21 protein-coding genes are annotated in these 15403 nt (G+C 66.9%); 9 read left to right on the top strand and 12 right to left on the bottom strand.

Translation table 11 applies throughout. From position 1 onward, the window contains the following. Positions 1-98: 98 nt before the first annotated feature. Genes BMW72_RS02870 through BMW72_RS02860 form a run of 3 tightly spaced genes read right to left on the bottom strand, consistent with a single transcriptional unit; the run spans position 99 to position 2567 of the window. Positions 99-503, bottom strand: coding sequence for a VOC family protein (locus BMW72_RS02870; protein ID WP_092107091.1), 405 nt, complete (start codon positions 501-503; stop codon positions 99-101). 31 nt (positions 504-534) lie between these two features. Further along, complete coding sequence (locus tag BMW72_RS02865) at positions 535-1497, bottom strand: ABC transporter permease (RefSeq protein WP_370448721.1); 963 nt, start codon at positions 1495-1497, stop codon at positions 535-537. After that, positions 1494-2567, bottom strand: coding sequence for an ATP-binding cassette domain-containing protein (locus BMW72_RS02860; protein ID WP_092107089.1), 1074 nt, complete (start codon positions 2565-2567; stop codon positions 1494-1496). The genes BMW72_RS02865 and BMW72_RS02860 overlap by 4 nt, the downstream gene beginning before the upstream one ends. A 189-nt stretch (positions 2568-2756) precedes the next feature. Between BMW72_RS02860 and BMW72_RS02855 the strand changes: the two genes are divergently transcribed. Next, a complete protein-coding gene (locus BMW72_RS02855) occupies positions 2757-3389 on the top strand; it encodes a hypothetical protein (RefSeq protein WP_134450378.1) in 633 nt (210 codons plus the stop codon). Positions 3390-3666: 277 nt separating this feature from the next. On the opposite strand, the gene BMW72_RS02850 is transcribed toward BMW72_RS02855, so the two are convergent. The 3 genes from BMW72_RS02850 to BMW72_RS02840 all read right to left on the bottom strand — a co-directional run bounded on the left by BMW72_RS02850 (position 3667) and on the right by BMW72_RS02840 (position 7177). Next, positions 3667-4953, bottom strand: coding sequence for an ATP-binding protein (locus BMW72_RS02850; protein ID WP_092107085.1), 1287 nt, complete (start codon positions 4951-4953; stop codon positions 3667-3669). A 223-nt stretch (positions 4954-5176) separates the two neighbouring features. Then, entirely contained in the window at positions 5177-6844 is a 1668-nt protein-coding gene (locus BMW72_RS02845; protein ID WP_092107083.1) for an aldehyde dehydrogenase family protein, read from the bottom strand. A 90-nt stretch (positions 6845-6934) separates the two neighbouring features. Beyond that, positions 6935-7177, bottom strand: a complete 243-nt coding sequence (locus tag BMW72_RS02840; protein ID WP_092107081.1) for a hypothetical protein — start codon at positions 7175-7177, stop codon at positions 6935-6937. 48 nt (positions 7178-7225) lie between these two features. Here BMW72_RS02840 and BMW72_RS02835 point away from each other — a divergent pair, with 48 nt between their 5' ends. Then, positions 7226-7666: a MarR family winged helix-turn-helix transcriptional regulator gene (locus BMW72_RS02835; protein ID WP_092107079.1), complete on the top strand. Its 441-nt coding sequence runs from the start codon at positions 7226-7228 to the stop codon at positions 7664-7666. 46 nt (positions 7667-7712) lie between these two features. Here BMW72_RS02835 and BMW72_RS02830 read toward each other — a convergent pair whose 3' ends face one another. Further along, positions 7713-8081, bottom strand: coding sequence for a winged helix-turn-helix transcriptional regulator (locus BMW72_RS02830; protein WP_092107077.1), 369 nt, complete (start codon positions 8079-8081; stop codon positions 7713-7715). 83 nt (positions 8082-8164) lie between these two features. Between BMW72_RS02830 and BMW72_RS02825 the strand changes: the two genes are divergently transcribed. Continuing rightward, positions 8165-8767, top strand: a complete 603-nt coding sequence (locus tag BMW72_RS02825; RefSeq protein ID WP_092107075.1) for an NAD(P)-dependent oxidoreductase — start codon at positions 8165-8167, stop codon at positions 8765-8767. 218 nt (positions 8768-8985) lie between these two features. Here the strand turns inward: BMW72_RS02825 and ald are convergent, their stop codons facing one another. Next, complete coding sequence (gene ald / locus BMW72_RS02820; protein ID WP_092107073.1) at positions 8986-10101, bottom strand: alanine dehydrogenase; 1116 nt, start codon at positions 10099-10101, stop codon at positions 8986-8988. Positions 10102-10249: 148 nt separating this feature from the next. Here ald and BMW72_RS02815 point away from each other — a divergent pair, with 148 nt between their 5' ends. Beyond that, a complete protein-coding gene (locus BMW72_RS02815; RefSeq protein WP_092107071.1) occupies positions 10250-10735 on the top strand; it encodes an Lrp/AsnC family transcriptional regulator in 486 nt (161 codons plus the stop codon). Between the two features lie 15 nt (positions 10736-10750). On the opposite strand, the gene BMW72_RS02810 is transcribed toward BMW72_RS02815, so the two are convergent. The 4 genes from BMW72_RS02810 to BMW72_RS02795 are packed head-to-tail and all read right to left on the bottom strand — an operon-like array spanning position 10751 to position 12922. Beyond that, positions 10751-11317 (bottom strand): hypothetical protein, encoded by a 567-nt coding sequence (locus BMW72_RS02810; RefSeq protein ID WP_241983925.1) that lies wholly within the window; start codon positions 11315-11317, stop codon positions 10751-10753. Between the two features lie 47 nt (positions 11318-11364). After that, on the bottom strand, positions 11365-11703 hold the full coding sequence (locus BMW72_RS02805) for a hypothetical protein (RefSeq protein WP_092107067.1): 339 nt from the start codon (positions 11701-11703) through the stop codon (positions 11365-11367). After that, on the bottom strand, positions 11703-12350 hold the full coding sequence (locus tag BMW72_RS02800; protein ID WP_134360576.1) for an Asp23/Gls24 family envelope stress response protein: 648 nt from the start codon (positions 12348-12350) through the stop codon (positions 11703-11705). Before BMW72_RS02800 ends, BMW72_RS02805 begins: the two co-directional genes overlap by 1 nt. Beyond that, positions 12347-12922, bottom strand: a complete 576-nt coding sequence (locus BMW72_RS02795) for an RNA polymerase sigma factor (RefSeq protein ID WP_092107063.1) — start codon at positions 12920-12922, stop codon at positions 12347-12349. The genes BMW72_RS02800 and BMW72_RS02795 overlap by 4 nt, the downstream gene beginning before the upstream one ends. 129 nt (positions 12923-13051) lie before the next feature. Here BMW72_RS02795 and BMW72_RS02790 point away from each other — a divergent pair, with 129 nt between their 5' ends. From BMW72_RS02790 to BMW72_RS02770, 5 genes are read left to right on the top strand one after another with little or no spacing between them, the layout of a single operon-like run. After that, positions 13052-13534, top strand: a complete 483-nt coding sequence (locus BMW72_RS02790) for an Asp23/Gls24 family envelope stress response protein (RefSeq protein WP_092107061.1) — start codon at positions 13052-13054, stop codon at positions 13532-13534. Then, positions 13531-13725, top strand: coding sequence for a DUF2273 domain-containing protein (locus BMW72_RS02785; RefSeq protein ID WP_092107059.1), 195 nt, complete (start codon positions 13531-13533; stop codon positions 13723-13725). Before BMW72_RS02790 ends, BMW72_RS02785 begins: the two co-directional genes overlap by 4 nt. Beyond that, positions 13722-14156 (top strand): hypothetical protein, encoded by a 435-nt coding sequence (locus tag BMW72_RS02780; RefSeq protein ID WP_092107057.1) that lies wholly within the window; start codon positions 13722-13724, stop codon positions 14154-14156. Before BMW72_RS02785 ends, BMW72_RS02780 begins: the two co-directional genes overlap by 4 nt. Further along, positions 14153-14731, top strand: a complete 579-nt coding sequence (locus BMW72_RS02775; protein WP_092107055.1) for a DUF6286 domain-containing protein — start codon at positions 14153-14155, stop codon at positions 14729-14731. The genes BMW72_RS02780 and BMW72_RS02775 overlap by 4 nt, the downstream gene beginning before the upstream one ends. Continuing rightward, positions 14728-15333, top strand: a complete 606-nt coding sequence (locus BMW72_RS02770) for a hypothetical protein (RefSeq protein ID WP_092107053.1) — start codon at positions 14728-14730, stop codon at positions 15331-15333. The genes BMW72_RS02775 and BMW72_RS02770 overlap by 4 nt, the downstream gene beginning before the upstream one ends. Positions 15334-15403 lie beyond the last annotated feature (70 nt).

Here is a 15403-nt window from a genome sequence, read left to right as displayed (position 1 = left end):
GACGTGGCTGAGAGGTCGCAAATCGACCTCGCAAACCAGTTATTGGGTCGATATGCGACCCCTCACGGGGACGCCACCCGCAACGTACCGCCGCCGAGCTACGGGTTCGTCAGCACCGACAGAATATTGCCGGACGGATCGGTGAACCAGGCGATGTCGGGTCCCTGCCCACCGCCGGCAGCGATGCCCTTGTCGTTCTGATCGAAGCCGTCGTACCGCAGAAATTCCACGCCGCGCTCGGTGAGTTCGTCGACGGTCGCGTCGAGGTCGGTGACCGCAAAGTTGAGAATCGTATAGGTGGCCGGTGCGAAATCCGGCTTCGGGTAGACAATGACGGTGGCACCGCCGGGAAGCGCGATGCGCAGCATGCCCATCTCCCCGGCCGTCACCTCGAGACCGAGCGTCTCGGCGTAGAAGGTGCGCGCGGCATCGAGGTCGGAAACGGCGAATCCGCTGAAGCCGGCGACGATGCCGACGGCGTGCTCAGACTGGTGCTGGGTCATGAGGGTGACTCCTTCGTCGAAAATGAATCGGTCAGCGGGAGCTGATCGAGGCGAACTTTCGAATGCACAGCGGCACGAACACCAGCAGCATCACCGCGATGCCGATGAGCACGGTCAGAATCGGGTTCTGCATGGTCCAGATATCGGGAACGGGCGCGGTGCCGAGGTTTCCGAACAGCTGCCTCACGGCCTGCACGAGCGAGGACACCGGGTTCCATTCGGCGAACACGCGCAGCGCGGTCGGCAGGGTTTCGCTCGGCACGAAGGCGTTCGAGACGAAGGTCAGCGGAAAGAGAATGAGGAACGACGCGTTGTTGATGACCTCCGGGCTCTTCACACTCATGCCGAGCAGCGCCATCACCCAGCTGAACGCGTAGCCGAACAGCAGGAGCAGCGCGACTCCGGCCAGAAATTCGGGCGGCGAGGTATTAACCCGCCAACCGACCGCGAGGCCGGTGGCCATCATGATGATCATGGAGATGGTGTTCAGCACGAGGTCGCCGTTGGTGCGACCGATCAGCACAGCGGATGCGTTCATCGGCAGGCTTCGAAAGCGGTCGATGATGCCCTCTTTGAGGTCGAGCGCCATGGCGGCGCCCGAGAACGTGGCCCCGAACACGACCGTCTGCGCGAAAATGCCCGCCATCAGAAACTGGGTGTAGTCGCTGCCCTGAACCGCGATGGCACCGCCGTACACCTGGCTGAACAGCAGAACGAACATGATCGGCTGGATCACAGCGAAGACCAGCATGTCGGGTGAGCGCTTGATCTTGATCAGGTTGCGCTTGGTGACGGTCCAACCATCGGAGTACCACAGTGACAGCGGGTTCCAGGTGGGCAGCGGGGGCAGGGTCCCCACGCGAGATTCGCCACGCGCGAGATTCGGCTCGCTGCGGGTCTGCATTAGCGTGGCCTGCGCGGTCGTGGCCTGCGCGGTCGTGGCGGGCTCGGGCATGGTCGGCTCCGGCGGTGCGGCCGAGTGTCGGGGGCTCATGTGACCTTCTCCAAATCCGTGGCGGCGGCATCCGCTGCGCGCGCTTGGTCGCGCTTGGCTTGTGATCGCTTCGACGACTTGGTGCCGCCGGCATCCGCGTCGTCGTCGGTCGCGTTGAGATCGGCTTTGTGGCCGGTGAGTTTGAGGAACACGTCGTCGAGGGTGGGGCGGCGCATGCCCGCGTCGTGCAGGTTGATCTGGGCGGCACGGAGGTCGGCGAGCATGTTCTGCAGCGCGGTCGGGCCGTCGGTGACGGCCACTTCGACTCCGCGGCCGTCGGTCGATACCGACGACGCCCCGGAGCCGTGCCGGGCGAGGATGTCGCGGGCAGCCGCGCTGTCGGCGGCATCGACGAGCGCGACGACCACGCGGTGTCCGCCGATCTGCGCCTTGAGCTGATCCGAGGTGCCCTCGGCGATGACCCGGCCGTCGTCGATGACGACGATATCGTCGGCGAGCTGGTCGGCCTCTTCGAGGTATTGCGTGGTCAGCAACACGGTCGTGCCGTCGGCGACGAGCCGTTTGATGACGTCCCACAGGGCGATCCGGCTGCGGGGGTCGAGTCCGGTCGTCGGCTCGTCGAGAAAGAGCACCCTGGGGTTGATCACGAGCGCGCCGGCGAGGTCAATGCGCCGCCGCATGCCGCCGGAGAACCCCTTGACCGGTCGATTGCCGGCGGCGGTGAGCTCGAACAGGTCGATGAGCTCCTGCGCCCGCTGACGGGCGGCCGCGCCGCCCAGGTGGTACAGGCGGCCGACCATCTCGAGGTTTTCAAAACCGGTGAGGTTCTCGTCGACGGCGGCGTACTGACCCGAAACCCCGATGATGCGACGCACCGACTTGGGGTGGCGCACGACGTCGATTCCGTCGATGACGGCGGTGCCGGCATCCGGTCGAATCAGCGTCGTGAGCATCTTCACGACGGTGGTCTTGCCGGCGCCGTTGGGGCCGAGCAGCGCCTTGACCGTTCCGCGCGGAACCTGCAGGTCGAGCCCGGCGAGCGCGTGCACCGGCCCGCTCTTGGACTGGTAGGTCTTGGTCAGGCCCTGGGCCTCAATGATCACGGGGATTCCTTGCCGGGGTATCGAGTGGGGAAGTGCACGCTGCCTGCAATGCTAGTAACGCCCTCCAATTTCGACAACCGTCGATGCCAATTTGGACGGGGCCCGGGCCCCGTCCACGGGCTCATGATAGAAACTGGGCCCGGGGTCACAGTGTGGGCCCGGTCGGTTGCGCCCTCCGGCTACGGGAATCGCGCGTTGGCCCCGACCGATACCGTGGCCAGGGTCAGCGTGGCGAGCTCGGCTGTGCTGCTGACCGACCGCACGCACGGCTTCGCCACCACTCCCGCAGAATGCCAGCTCATCGCCGACACGTGGACGGTGGGAACCGAGCTGACCGCCAACGTCCTCTCCGAATGGGGACCGGAACTCGTGGCCGATATCCTGCTGCACGCCGCACGCCGCAGCCGATCCCTCGGATCGGTCGAAGCCGCGCTGGCGTACGCCGGGCTGTCGTCGCGCATCGCGCCCAGCCTGCCGGCCTCGATCGAGTATTCCAGGTGCTTGGCCAGCGTCGCCCGATACCGGCAGGCCCTGGCCGTCGCGACGGCCGCAGAATCCATGCTGCGCACACCCGAGAACGGGGTGAAGCTGATGCGCTGGCGCATCACTCTCGGTCGCCTCTCACCGCCAAGCGATGCGGTCATCGCGGAATTCGTGGCGGCGGCCTCCAGCTGGTTCCCGGACAGCACCCTGATGCGCGGGATGATCGCCTTCGTTCACCTCACCGCGTCGATGCAGAACCTGGACTGGGCATCCGTCGCAAGGGATGGCGAGGCCATCGCCCGTTCGCCGCACAACAACGTGATCACCCGCATCCGCGCCGCCTGAGCAATCGGGAGATCGCGAGTGAGCTGTTCCTCTCCGTGCGCACCGTGGAGTCACACCTGTACCAGGCCCGCATCAAGACGGGGCAGAGCCCCCGGCATGCCGGGCACGAGGGGACCGCGGCCGATCTGAGCGACGAGCCGGCCGAGTAGCCTCGAGCCACGCAATCCGGAGTCGGCAACCTCAAGCCACGCAATCCGGACGGGGCCCGGGCCCCGTCCCCGGGCCCAGGTTGGAACCTGGGCCCGCGGTCGCACGGTGGGCCCAGGCATCCGCTGTGCTACAGCCGGGCGAGCCGCTCGATGTCTTCGAGGAACTCGGCCGCGACCTCGTCGGAGACGGTGCGCCGAGTTTCGGAGATCGCCAGGGCATAGTCCTCTGTGCTCGGCCCGTTGATGACCGGTCCGTCGCCGGCCCGGTACAGGGCCTTCTCGAGGGCATGTTGCGAGGCCCGGTGGGCGGCATACTCGACGTCGGCCGGTGAGAATCCGTCGCTCTGTTCGACCAGAACGGCGAGGTCGACCTCGTGCGACACGGTCTCCGGAATGTAGCGCTCCCAGATGGCCTGGCGGGCGGCGACATCCGGCAGTCCGATCGGCACGACATAGTCGAACCGGCCGTGCCGGAGAAAAGCGGAGTCGAGCGCACGAATGAAGTTGGTGGCGCAGACCAGCAGGCGTCCGGGCTGCTCACGGAAGGCCGGAATGATCTTGAGCAGCTCGTTGGTCACACCCTGCATCGCCGACGGCGGTTCGCCCGAGCGTTGGGCGGCGATCTCCTCGACCTCGTCGATGAACACGACCGCGTGTTCGAGTTCGGAGATCTTCAGAAACGTCTCGCGCAGCGCGCCGGCGAGGCCCTGCGGGTCGGCCGCGAGACGCGACGGGAAGACCTCGACGAAGGACCATTCCAGGCGGGAGGCGATCGCCTTGGCAAAGGTCGTCTTTCCGGTGCCGGGAGGGCCGAACAGCACGACGGCCTTGGGCGGCGAGACCCCGTACTGCTCGGCCAGTTCGGGCTTGGCCAGCGGCATGACCAAGCGGCGTTCGAGCAGTTCCTTCTCGCGCGCCATGCCGCCGACCTTCTGCCACAGGTCGCGCGGCAGCACCCGTCCGCCGAGTTCGCCGAGCAGTTTGAGTTCCTCCCGCTGCACGGGAATGTGTCGTTCGAAGTAGCGCAGGTTCTTCTTCACCTCGAACCCGCGGTTGAGAAAGGCGTCGACCTTGGTCTCGGATTCGGGCATGAGCGCCGACAGTTTGGTCATGCCGTGCGGGGCCATGCGGGCTTCGAGTGCGGCGAGCATGGCCGTGCCGATGCCCTGGCTCTGCCACTTATCAGCGGTCGCCAGAAAGACGATCCAGCCCTGCGCGTGGGCGGCTCGTCCGACGGCCGCTCCGACCACCTCGTCACCGTGCACGGCCACGACGGCGTGGTCCTTTTGGCAGGAAGCGAGCACCTCGGACAGGCCGTACACCGGCTCGGTGTCCGAAGCCTTGATCTCTTCCCACAGACGCAGAATGCCGTCCAGATCGTCGGAATGGAAATCGCGCAGTCGCCAACCAGTCATCGTGAACCTCACATCTTTGGTGTTACTGCCAATCTATTGCACCGGCTCTGGCGCCCCGTCCGCTCCGCCGTACCCCGCTGTCCCCCTCGAGGCCCTCCAACGCGCATAACTCCTGCAATTCGGTCCGCGAATCTTGGCGAGCAGCGGAAACACGGCCAACTTTTCGAAGCCCCGCATGATTTGCAGGAGTTACGCGCGGGCGAGCCTTCAGAATCGGAGAAGGTCAGGCGCGAAACGCGGCGGCGAGGATGCGCGGCAGTTTGCGCGCCGACGGGTGGGCGGCGAATTCGGTCAGCAGGTGGGCGGTGAGCGTGCCGCTGCGGGATGATACGAACCACGGCGGCTTCGGCAGCAGCGCCCACTCGCCGTGCAGCAGCGAGCGCGGAAACGGACGGAACGGTCCCCGCACGACGGTACGTTCGACATCATCGAGAAGCAGCGCGTTGTGCACCACTCCGATACCGCTGCCCACGTTCTCAAGGGTGTGTCCCGGAAACGCGCCCCACGGCGCCGCCGCTGACAGAAAGCCCACGCCGGTCCACGCGTTGATCGCAATGGTTCCGTAGCGCAGGCGCGCCACGGCCAGTTCGAACCCGGGACCAAGCCGCCGAATCGTGCTGGGCAGCCCGAGAATATTCGCACCGAGGGTGCCGAGAAAGTCACGGTTCACGGTCTCGACGGCGGAGTCGAGAAAGGCCTGCCCGGTTCCGGCCAGTTCCAGCACGCCGAGTACCGGTGCGAAATATTCCGTGGTGAGCATATTCTCGGGTGAGGCGGATGCTGCACCCACCCCGGCCGCCACGATGAGGCGCCCGCGGGCCAGAGACCAAGCGGCGGGGTAGGCAGCGCGGGCTGCGCGCATCCGATCGGCGCTGCCGGGGTACCAGGGCGAACGTGCGGGGGCGGCCGCGAGGGCACCCGCGACGGCGTCGAGGAACGCGGCCTTCTGCGGCCAGTCGGCGCTGAGCACGAGCACCTGCCCGGCGATGCAGTTGGAGCCGCCATTGTGCAGCCGCATGGTGGCCACGTGTTCAGCCTGGTAGCGCAGGTCGCGGGCGCTCCACCGGCCCGGCAGCACGATGATCGGCGAGACACCGCCGAGCTCGCTGCTGATCGGTTTATCGAGGCGCGGCGAATCGGCGCCGCCGAACACGATCGCTCGATGGGTGGCCGCGCTGCCGGTGATATGCACGTGGCTGAGTTCAGGGTGGTGGGCGAGGTAGCCGCCCACCTCAGCGCCTCCGGTCACGATGCGCAGCAGTCCGGCGTCGATGAGCGGGGCGAGAGCCGCCTGATACACCGGCAACAGAGCGTCGAAGGTGGGGTTGAGCTTGAGAATCGAGACCCGATTGTGCGCCACCAGCTCGTAGAGCACGTCGAGCGGCGCGATCGAGGAGATATTGCCGGCGCCGAGCACGAGCCCGACCCCGCCGGGCACCGTCGGTGTGAGCTGTCCCAATCCGGCGCGGACCGTTGTGAGGCCCGGCTTGAGCCAGGCATGGGCGGTGAAGCCGTGCAGCAGCAGGCCGTCATAGGCATTGTGCGGAAGTACGGCCACCGTCAGGCGGCCGCCCGGCGCCCGACCGAGCCGTCGGCCGGCGAGCGGGTTGCGCCCCGAAGCGAGCGTTCGGAGCGTCTGCTCGAGGGCGGTCAGCGTGGTGAGCACGCCGTACGGGCCGGTCAGCCATTCCTCACCGATCAGCGGCGATAAGGGCTCGAGGCCCTTGGCACGCGCCGCGGCTGCGACCCAGCGCTCGGCCTCGCCGGCAACGGATGCCGCGGTGCGGGCCAGCAGGTCGGCGCGCTCCGCGAGGGTGGTCGCCGCCCACCGCTCGCTTGCGGCACCGAGCTCGGTGATCGAGAGGTCCAGGCCGACCTGATCCGCTGTCATTGATCTCCCCGTGATTTCCGCCAGCTTAATGCGTCGCCGGCAGCGGCGCCCCGCAAAATCGGGTCAGGTCTGGATCAGCGAAGAGAGAGCCTAGTGGGCGACGACCGGGCAGTGCAGCTGGGTGCGCTCGCCGGTGCGGTCGATGTCGTGCTGGTCCATCGGTTGGGCGCAGACCGGGCAGGCGCGCACGGGCGCGAGCGTCGCCGGCAGCAGATCGGAGCCGCTCGGACCGACCGGCGGCGGCCCGAGGATGGGAAACAGTCGACCGTTGAGCCAGGCCGTGAAACCGCCGGGTCCCTTGCTGCGCGGGTGGGATTCCTTACCGTGTGTCATAACTGTTAGTGTACTAACTAAATGCACGAATACGAAACGGAACGCTCCATGACATCAGCAACACTCGAGAACCCCCTCGCTCTCGACAACCAGGTCTGCTTCGCGCTCGCGATCGCCTCCCGCAATGTCATCGCGCTGTATCGCCCCATTCTCGAACCGCTCGGTCTCACACATCCGCAGTACCTGGTGATGCTCGCCCTCTGGGATGAGAGCCCGCGCACTCTCAAAGGCCTCGGCCAAACCCTCTGCCTCGAGTCGGCCACGCTCTCGCCCCTGCTGAAGCGGCTGGAAACCACCGGCTACGTTCGTCGCCAGCGCCGCGTTGCCGACGAACGCACGCTGGACATCACCCTGACCGCTCAGGGCACGGCATTGCGCGCGGTGGCCGAATCCATCCCGCCGCGGGTCGTCGAGGCTCTCAATCTTCCACTGGCGGAACTCGCCACCCTGCGCGACGCACTGCACCGGGTGATGGCCGCGACCGCCTGACCGCACGGCACACCCGCTGCGCCAGTCAAGCGGATGCCGCCACCGTTCAGCTCGACTGGCGATCGTCGTAGTCGTCGCGGGCGTCGAGAATATGGGCCGCATTGGCCTCGGCCCAGGCCCGCACGGCGTCGAGCGGCTCCAGCAGCGTGAGGCCGAGCGGCGTGAGCTCATAGTCGACCCGCGGCGGCACCTGGGCGAACACCGTGCGGCGCACGAGGCCGTCCCGCTCGAGGGTGCGCAGGGTCTGGGTGAGCACCTTGGGCGTCACGCCCTGAATGGTACTGCGCACCCGGGAGAACCGCACCGGGCCGCCCTTGAGCGCCTGAAAGACGAGCGGCGCCCACTTGTCGCCGATGCGCTGCAGCACCACGCGTGAGGGGCAGTCGTTATTGAGAACGTCGAAGGAGGTATCCATCGGGTAAGTATATTACGTTGAGGTACTCAGTATCTGTTTGATACTCTCGATTTATCCCCCTCAATTGACAGAAACGGATACCCATGAACATCGCAATCTACGGAGCCACCGGCATGGTCGGCAGCCAGATCACCGCCGAGGCCCTGCGCCGCGGACACTCCGTCACCGCCATCTCACGCGGCGGAACGGCCGTCGACGGCACCACCGCTGTCGCGGCGAATCTGTCCGACAGCGCAGCGTTCGGCGCCATCGCCGGCGCGCACGACGTCGTCGTGCTGTCGGTCGCCCCCGACCGCACGGGCGGCTCGCACGATCCTTTCCTGGCCATGCACCGGGCGATCGTCGCTGCACCGTCGACCTCACGACTCCTCGTGGTGGGTGGCGCTGGAGCTCTGAGCGTCGATGGCGTGCAGCTCAAGGACATGCCGGAATTCCCCGCAGAATATCACGCTGAAGCGTCGACGTTCAGCGCCGTGCTCGACCTCTACCGGGCGTCGACCGACCTCGACTGGACCATGCTGGCCCCGGCCCCGCAGATCATGCCGGGCGAGCGCACCGGCCACTATGTTCTCGGCGTCGACTCCCCCGCCGGCAGCGAGATCTCGACCCAGGACTTCGCCGTGGCCGCTCTCGACGAGCTGGAAACCCCGGCGCACGAGCGCCGTCGCTTCACGGTCGCCCACTAGCAGCCGGCAGCGGCGCGAGCATCCGTTACCGAACACCGAACCGCCCACATTCCGTGGCGAATTCAGGAAATCCGTTCATCCCGCCATACTCGGGCCGCGCCAGTTCGGTCACACCGGGCCTCGAACCCGCCGAGTTTCCTGAATTAGCCACTCAGAAGTCGGCTCCGACACGATGAGGGCCGGCATCCGCTTGACGGATGCCGGCCCCGCTACCCGCTTCAGGCGATCGCGTCGGCGACAGTGAGCAGCTCGGCGTGGAACGCCGATGCCACGTGCGGGTTGGTGATGCGCCCATCGTGGGTGTTCAGCCCCTGGGCGAGGGCGGCGTCTTCGGCGATCGCCTTCTTCCACCCCTTCTGGGCCAGCGCGACAACGTAGGGCAGGGTCGCGTTGGTCAGCGCGCGCGTTGACGTGGCCGGTACGGCGCCGGGCATGTTGGCAACGCAGTAGTAGATGCTGTCGTGCACGGCGAAGGTGGGGTTGTCGTGCGTCGTGGCGCGCGAGCCCTCGAAGCAGCCACCCTGGTCGATCGCGATGTCCACGAGCACGGAGCCCGGCTTCATCGACGCGACCATGGCGTCGGTGACGAGCTTGGGAGCCTGCGCGCCCGGAATGAGCACGGAGCCGATCACGAGGTCAGCCTCCCGCACCTGCTCGTTGATTTCGTACTGGGTCGACGCGCGCGTCTGGATCTCGCCATTGAAGCGGGCCTCGAGCTGGCGCAGGCGAGCCAGCGAGAGGTCGATGATGGTCACGTCGGCGCCCATTCCGAGCGCGTTGGCCGCGGCGTGCTCGCCCGCGACGCCGCCGCCGATCACGACGACCTTGGCCTTGGGGGTTCCGGGCACACCGCCGAGCAGAATACCGCTCCCGCCGTTGGCGCTGAGCAGGTGGTACGCGCCGACCTGCACCGACAGCCGGCCGGCAACCTCACTCATCGGCGAGAGCAGTGGCAGGCTGCGGTCGGGCAGCTGCACGGTTTCGTACGCGATCGCGGTCGTGCCCGACGCGAGAAGTGCCTCGGTGCACTCAGCGGATGCCGCGAGGTGCAGATAGGTGAACAGCACCTGTCCGCGGCGCATCAGCGGGTACTCGCTGGCAATGGGCTCCTTGACCTTCAGGAGCAGTTCGGCCGCGGCCCAGACTTCGGCGGCGGTGTCGACGATGGAAGCTCCGGCGAGGCGAAAGGCATCATCGGTGATGCTCGAGCCGAGTCCGGCGCCCTTTTCAATGATGACGTCGTGGCCGCGGCGAGTGAGCTCGTTGACGCCGGCCGGGGTGATCGCGACGCGGTTCTCGTTGTTCTTGATCTCAGTGGGAATGCCGACCAACATAAGGGCTCCGTCTCGAAGTTTGCTGCCGAACGACTCGGCTGTAGTGAACGTAAGACTGCTATTGATTCGTTTCGGCTAGGTAAATTCCGTAGAATCTGCCAGACTTGAAGAATATTCCACGAAATATGCGGAGATGAGGAGATCTGTGATGGCAGAAGCGAAGAGGATTCGGGTGATTGAAACCCTCGACGAGGTCGACCGCATCCTGGTCGCGGCGCTGCAGGCGGATTCCCGCACCACGAACAGCCGACTGGCCAGCGCGGCCGGCATCGCCGAGTCCACCTGCGTCTCCCGGGTGCGTTCTCTGGTCAGCCGCGGAATCGTCACGCGGTTCACCGCCCTGGTCGACCCCAAGTCGATCGGACTCGGCCTGCAAGCGCTGATCAGCGTGAGCATCCGTGCAGGCGCCCGCACGCATATCCCGGCCTTTCGCGATTCGATCCGGGTGATGCCGCGCGTCGTGCAGCTGTTCTTTCTGGGCGGGTCAGAGGACTTCATCATTCACCTGTCAGCGCGTGACACCGACGACGTGCGTGACTTCGTACTGGAAAACCTCTCGGCCAACCCCGCCGTGGCGTCAACCCGCACGAGCATGGTGTTCGAGCACTTCTACAACGGCGTTGCTCCCGAGTAATCAGGCCGGCGCGAGCTACTCGCGCCAGTACCCGGCCTTGCCGAGCAGCTGCACCTCGCGGTTCGCCCCCTCGGGCACCGGCACCTCGGGCGGAAACACGCCGAAACCTCGCCACATTTCGATGTCGGGAGCGATCTGCTCCCACAGGTTCTCGACCAGCGCGTCGGGTAACGAGTAATCGAGGCCGATGTGCCTGGCGATGCTCCAGGCCTGGAACGCGCGGTACAGGGCGGTGTGCTGCAAGGCTTCCTTGAGGGGATAGTCGCCGTAACTGAGATGCACGATCTTGTCGGGGTCAAGGTCGCCATTGACCACGGCTGTCGTCGCTTCGTTGATGCGGTCGTAGTTGCCGATCGGATCGTCACCGAGCAAATCGTTCCGATAGGTGTCGCCGACTTCCTCGATCGTCTTCCCCTCGAGCACCGCGGGCAGCCAGGCTTCGTCCTCGGCGTGGGAGGCGAGTATGTCGCGCAGGGTCGGTTTGTGTTTGCGCGACCACTCGGCCGGGGCCGGCCGGTCGAGCTGCGCGGGAGTGATCTGGTCGATGACGGAGCGCAACGCGGCATCTGCTTGAAGGAACATCTCTCTCTGCTTCATTGGGGCAAATTAGCACCGGTCACGGGGATGGGCTAGGCGCTCAGCCGCACGCTGGCCACGATCACCGTGATCTGCGCCACCGGCGGATCGCCGGCCTGCCGAAGGTGTTCGGCGATGGCATCGTGCACGCGACCGCTGACCTCGGCCGAGGACTCGGCCGCGCCGATGCCGATCTTCGCGGTAATCCGCACGCCGTCGGCCTGCTGCGCGCTGTGCACCAGCGGCGCGGCGGGCGCGCGATGCGCCGCCGCATCGAGGGTGGCGGTGAGCACGACGGCCACGATCGAGCCGGCCGGGTAGAGCGCCTCGACACCGGGAACCTGGCGCACCAGCGCGTCAAGCTGCTCGGTGAACGGAAGAACCGTGCTCATCAGTGCTCCTTGTTCTGAGCGGATGCATCGGGCGGGGCCTGCAGGTCGCTCACCGTGATGTCGATGGTCGCCACGACAAGTTCCGTGTATTTGCCCAGCGCGACGTACATCGCGTGGCGTAGTTGCTCGGCGAGCAGCGGTATATTCTCCCCCGGGAATACGGTTACGTCGACCGCGATTGAAATTGGCGTGCCGGGCACACTGACGTCACCGACCAGCACACACCGCCCGACGAACACGTTCTGCACTCGGTCGCCGGTCTCGCGCAGAACGCCGCGTACGGCGCCCTCGGTCACGACGAGGCGTGCGGTCGGCGAGGGGTGGGTCAGCGGAATCTCCCGGCCCGCGTGGGCTTCCAGGGTGATGTTCTTGAGAATGGATGACACCCAGCTGTCGTCGCGCAGTGACTCGCGTTCGAGGTCTCGCTCGAGCAGCGCCTTGTGGGATCGGCGCAGGCGCTCCAGACCGCGCAGGGCGATGTCACAGTCGGGGGAATCGTCGATGCTCGGGTCGGCGGGCGAACGACCGCGGTCCAGGTAGTCGCTGAGTTGCTCGATGGTATGGCCGTTCAGGCCGGCCTGTTCCCGCTCGGTGTCGTCGAGGTCGAAGGCGAGGAACCGCCGGTTCGCCGGCGTCAGTTCGGTCATCGCCATTCCTCCATCTCGCGTAGCAGGGTCTTGCGGGCCCGGGCCAGCAGTCCGCGCACGGTGGACAGCGGAAGGTTCAGCTCGGCGGCAATATCACCGTAGCTGTACTCGGCAAGTTCGCGCAGGGTCCAGCAGCGGCGCTGGTCCTCGGGAAGCGCGGCAAGCACCCGGGCGAGTGCCTCGGTCTGCGATTCGGCCTCGGCCAGGGCGTGGGGGGCATGATGGTCCGGCGCCGGGGCATCCGTGTCGTCGATGTTGACGTGTTGACGGCGAGCGCGCAGCCGGTCGATGCTTTTGCGACTGACGATGCGCATGAGCCAGCTCTTCACCGCGCTGCCGTCGTCGAGCGTGCCGAGGTGCTGCCAAGCCGTGATGAACGACTCCTGCACGACATCGTCGGTCTCGTCGTTGGAGCCGAGAACCCGGGCGGCGTAGACCCGCATGAGCGGGCCGTACCGCCGCACGAGCACTTCAAAGGCTCGCAGGTCTCCGTCGGCTGCACGGTCGGCAAGCATCTGGTCGGTCGCCCCGGCGAGCGGCGATGCGACCTGCTCACGCAGAGTCCCGGGCATTACCCTCCTCCAGAGAACCAGATAGAATTTTTTCTCATCTTTGCGTGACGAATATGGCACAGGTTTCGTCCTACAGGTAACAATCCGCTTTCGGATCGACATCCGGCCAGACTTTAAGGAGCTCTTCAGATGGACCTCATCGACACCAACGGCACCGCGTCCTCGAGCAAGTCCCCCCGCAACCGTGAGCCGATCGGCACGGCGCTGGCCGGCGAACCGCTGCTCGGCACCGGTAAGACGGTCATCAATGATGGCGTCGTGGCCAAGGTCGCCGGCCTCGCCGCCCGCGAGGTCGCCGGGGTGCATGCGCTCGGCGGCGGCGCCGCTCGTGCCCTCGGTGCGATTCGCGAGGCGATGAACAACACCGACGTGAGCCAGGGTGTGTCGGTCGAGGTCGGCGAAACCCAGGTGGCGGTGGACGTGACCATCGTGGCCGAGTACCCGGTGCCGCTGCAGCAGGTGGCCAACGACATCCGCTCCAATGTCATTAGCGCCATCGAAGACCTGGTCGGTCTTGAGGTCACCGAGGTGAACGTGACCATCGTAGACATCCACCTGCCGAGCGACGACGCCGACGCCGAGGTCGAACCGGCCAGGACCGCACTCCGATGACCACCGCGACCCGCACCGGAATGCTGGTCGGAGCGGTGCTCGCGCTGACCTGGGTGATTCTGGGCTTCTGGGCCTTCCTGTTCGTGGGCGTGGCCATGCTGGTCGGAGCGCTGGTGGGCCGGGTCGTCGACGGTCGGCTCGACGTGAGCAGCCTGATCGGAGCGTTCCAGGGAAAGCGCTCGTCGTCGTGAGCGCCACGGCCGACGCAGCGGGCTGGTTTCTCGGCGCACCCAGCGCCACCCCGGTGAAAAATCCGGCGGACCAAAGCCCGACATCCACTCGCGGACGCACCCGCATCGTGCCGCGCGCCCTGCGTCAGATCGTCGGCATGGTCACCGCCGAATCGCTCGGCGTCACGCCGAACCAGGTCAGCGTGGAGCTCGGCGACGACCACGGCAGGCTCGCACTCACGATCAGCACCCCAATCCGCGTCGTTTCCCTGCAACGAGTCACCCGCGAACCGGCCCTGATCGCGCGCACCGGAGGGACCATTCTGGCTCGCTCGGCCACGTCGCAGACCGAAATCCGACGCCGCGTCGGGGAGCTGACCGGCGCCGACATCGGCCGGGTCACCGTGCGACTCACCGGAGTGGACGTTAGCCCGGAACGGCGCGTGCGATGAGCCTAACAGCGACCTACGCACGTGTCAGCCGGCGGGAACTGCATTCATCGCGGTCAGCCGCGGCGATCGCCGTGGCCGTCGCGATCATGCTCGTGTGCGGCTGGATCGGCAGCGAGATCGTGCTGCACCTGCTGAATGAGCCGGCAGTGCTGGCGGCACCGGCGAACCTCGCGGAGGGTCTCGCATCCGCTTCGACCGCGCCCGTCGGGTGGCTCGCCGGTCTGGCCGTCGGCTGCGCCCTGGTCGGTCTTGTGCTCGTGGCGGTCGCCGTGACGCCGGGTCGCCGCGCGCGGCACCTGATCAAATCCGAACGCACGGTGACCGTCGTCGATGACGAGGTCATCGCATCCGCTCTGGCCGGGCGCGCCGCTCGAGTGGGCGGGATCGACCCGGACAGCACCCGGGTGAGCATCTCTCGCAAACTCGCCACTGTGCACCTCGTGCCGACATCGGGGCGCCCGGTTCACCAGGACACCGTACTCGGCGCCGTGCGCGGCCAGCTCGACGGACTACACCTGCAGCCACCCCTGCGGTCCCGGGTGGTCGTAGCCCTCGGCGGAAAGGTCGGCGCGTGAACAACACCAATCGCGCGCTCAACCGCAGCCTGGTTCTCGTGGTCGGCCTGCTGTTGCTCGCCGCGGCCGCCCTATCCGGCCTGCTCGCCACGCAGCCCGCGACTGCAAATGTCTGGGGCGCGGTCGCCGACAGCGTTCGCACGACGGTCGCGGGCGGGCTCCAGGTCACCCCCCTTGCCGCAACGGGGCACAGCTGGCTCTGGATCGTCGCCCTCGCCGGGCTGTCGGCGATCGTGGGCCTGCTGCTCAGTTTCATTCTGCGGCAGGGCCACGGCCATTCCGGCCGATTGCTCAGCGAACAGACCACGGATTGGGGCAGTACCCAGGTCGATTCGGCCGTCGCCGAGCACATGCTGCAGGAGTCCCTCGGCCAGTACCCCGAGTTTCTGTCGACCCGCGTATCGACTTACCGGGTCGCGCGCGAGGCCGTGCTGAAGGTCTCGGTAACCTGTCGACGCGGCACTTCCCCGACGGATGTCGTGCGCATCGTCGAGCAGGCGCTCGCCGCCCTCGACGACCTCCTCGGCCTGCGCATCCCCGCCCTGCTGCAGATCAGCGGCGGCTTCCGGGTGCGTACCAGCCGCACCACGCGCATCCAGTGAACGGATGCGCCCCATCTACTCACGTTCGGCGCGTCCGCGCCGAACAACCCCGAAAAAAACCACCCGAAAG

Source organism: Cryobacterium luteum (assembly GCF_900110125.1).
In the GTDB taxonomy this organism is placed as follows: Bacteria; Actinomycetota; Actinomycetes; order Actinomycetales; family Microbacteriaceae; genus Cryobacterium; species Cryobacterium luteum.
Note: the sequence above shows the minus strand (reverse complement) of the source record. Positions and strands in the feature narration are given on the sequence as shown.

Excerpts from the sequence above, each read along its gene's own strand:
- BMW72_RS02810 (WP_241983925.1), bottom strand. The coding sequence starts at position 11,317 with ATGTTCCTTCAAGCAGATGCCGCGTTGCGCTCCGTCATCGACCAGATC.
- BMW72_RS02870 (WP_092107091.1), bottom strand. The coding sequence starts at position 503 with ATGACCCAGCACCAGTCTGAGCACGCCGTCGGCATCGTCGCCGGCTTC.
- BMW72_RS02830 (WP_092107077.1), bottom strand. The coding sequence starts at position 8,081 with ATGGATACCTCCTTCGACGTTCTCAATAACGACTGCCCCTCACGCGTG.
- BMW72_RS02865 (WP_370448721.1), bottom strand. The coding sequence starts at position 1,497 with ATGAGCCCCCGACACTCGGCCGCACCGCCGGAGCCGACCATGCCCGAG.
- BMW72_RS02805 (WP_092107067.1), bottom strand. The coding sequence starts at position 11,703 with ATGAGCACGGTTCTTCCGTTCACCGAGCAGCTTGACGCGCTGGTGCGC.
- BMW72_RS02840 (WP_092107081.1), bottom strand. The coding sequence starts at position 7,177 with ATGACACACGGTAAGGAATCCCACCCGCGCAGCAAGGGACCCGGCGGT.
- BMW72_RS02785 (WP_092107059.1), top strand. The coding sequence starts at position 13,531 with ATGACCACCGCGACCCGCACCGGAATGCTGGTCGGAGCGGTGCTCGCG.
- BMW72_RS02815 (WP_092107071.1), top strand. The coding sequence starts at position 10,250 with ATGGCAGAAGCGAAGAGGATTCGGGTGATTGAAACCCTCGACGAGGTC.
- BMW72_RS02835 (WP_092107079.1), top strand. The coding sequence starts at position 7,226 with ATGACATCAGCAACACTCGAGAACCCCCTCGCTCTCGACAACCAGGTC.
- BMW72_RS02775 (WP_092107055.1), top strand. The coding sequence starts at position 14,153 with ATGAGCCTAACAGCGACCTACGCACGTGTCAGCCGGCGGGAACTGCAT.
- BMW72_RS02800 (WP_134360576.1), bottom strand. The coding sequence starts at position 12,350 with ATGACCGAACTGACGCCGGCGAACCGGCGGTTCCTCGCCTTCGACCTC.
- BMW72_RS02850 (WP_092107085.1), bottom strand. The coding sequence starts at position 4,953 with ATGACTGGTTGGCGACTGCGCGATTTCCATTCCGACGATCTGGACGGC.
- BMW72_RS02795 (WP_092107063.1), bottom strand. The coding sequence starts at position 12,922 with ATGCCCGGGACTCTGCGTGAGCAGGTCGCATCGCCGCTCGCCGGGGCG.
- ald (WP_092107073.1), bottom strand. The coding sequence starts at position 10,101 with ATGTTGGTCGGCATTCCCACTGAGATCAAGAACAACGAGAACCGCGTC.
- BMW72_RS02845 (WP_092107083.1), bottom strand. The coding sequence starts at position 6,844 with ATGACAGCGGATCAGGTCGGCCTGGACCTCTCGATCACCGAGCTCGGT.
- BMW72_RS02790 (WP_092107061.1), top strand. The coding sequence starts at position 13,052 with ATGGACCTCATCGACACCAACGGCACCGCGTCCTCGAGCAAGTCCCCC.
- BMW72_RS02825 (WP_092107075.1), top strand. The coding sequence starts at position 8,165 with ATGAACATCGCAATCTACGGAGCCACCGGCATGGTCGGCAGCCAGATC.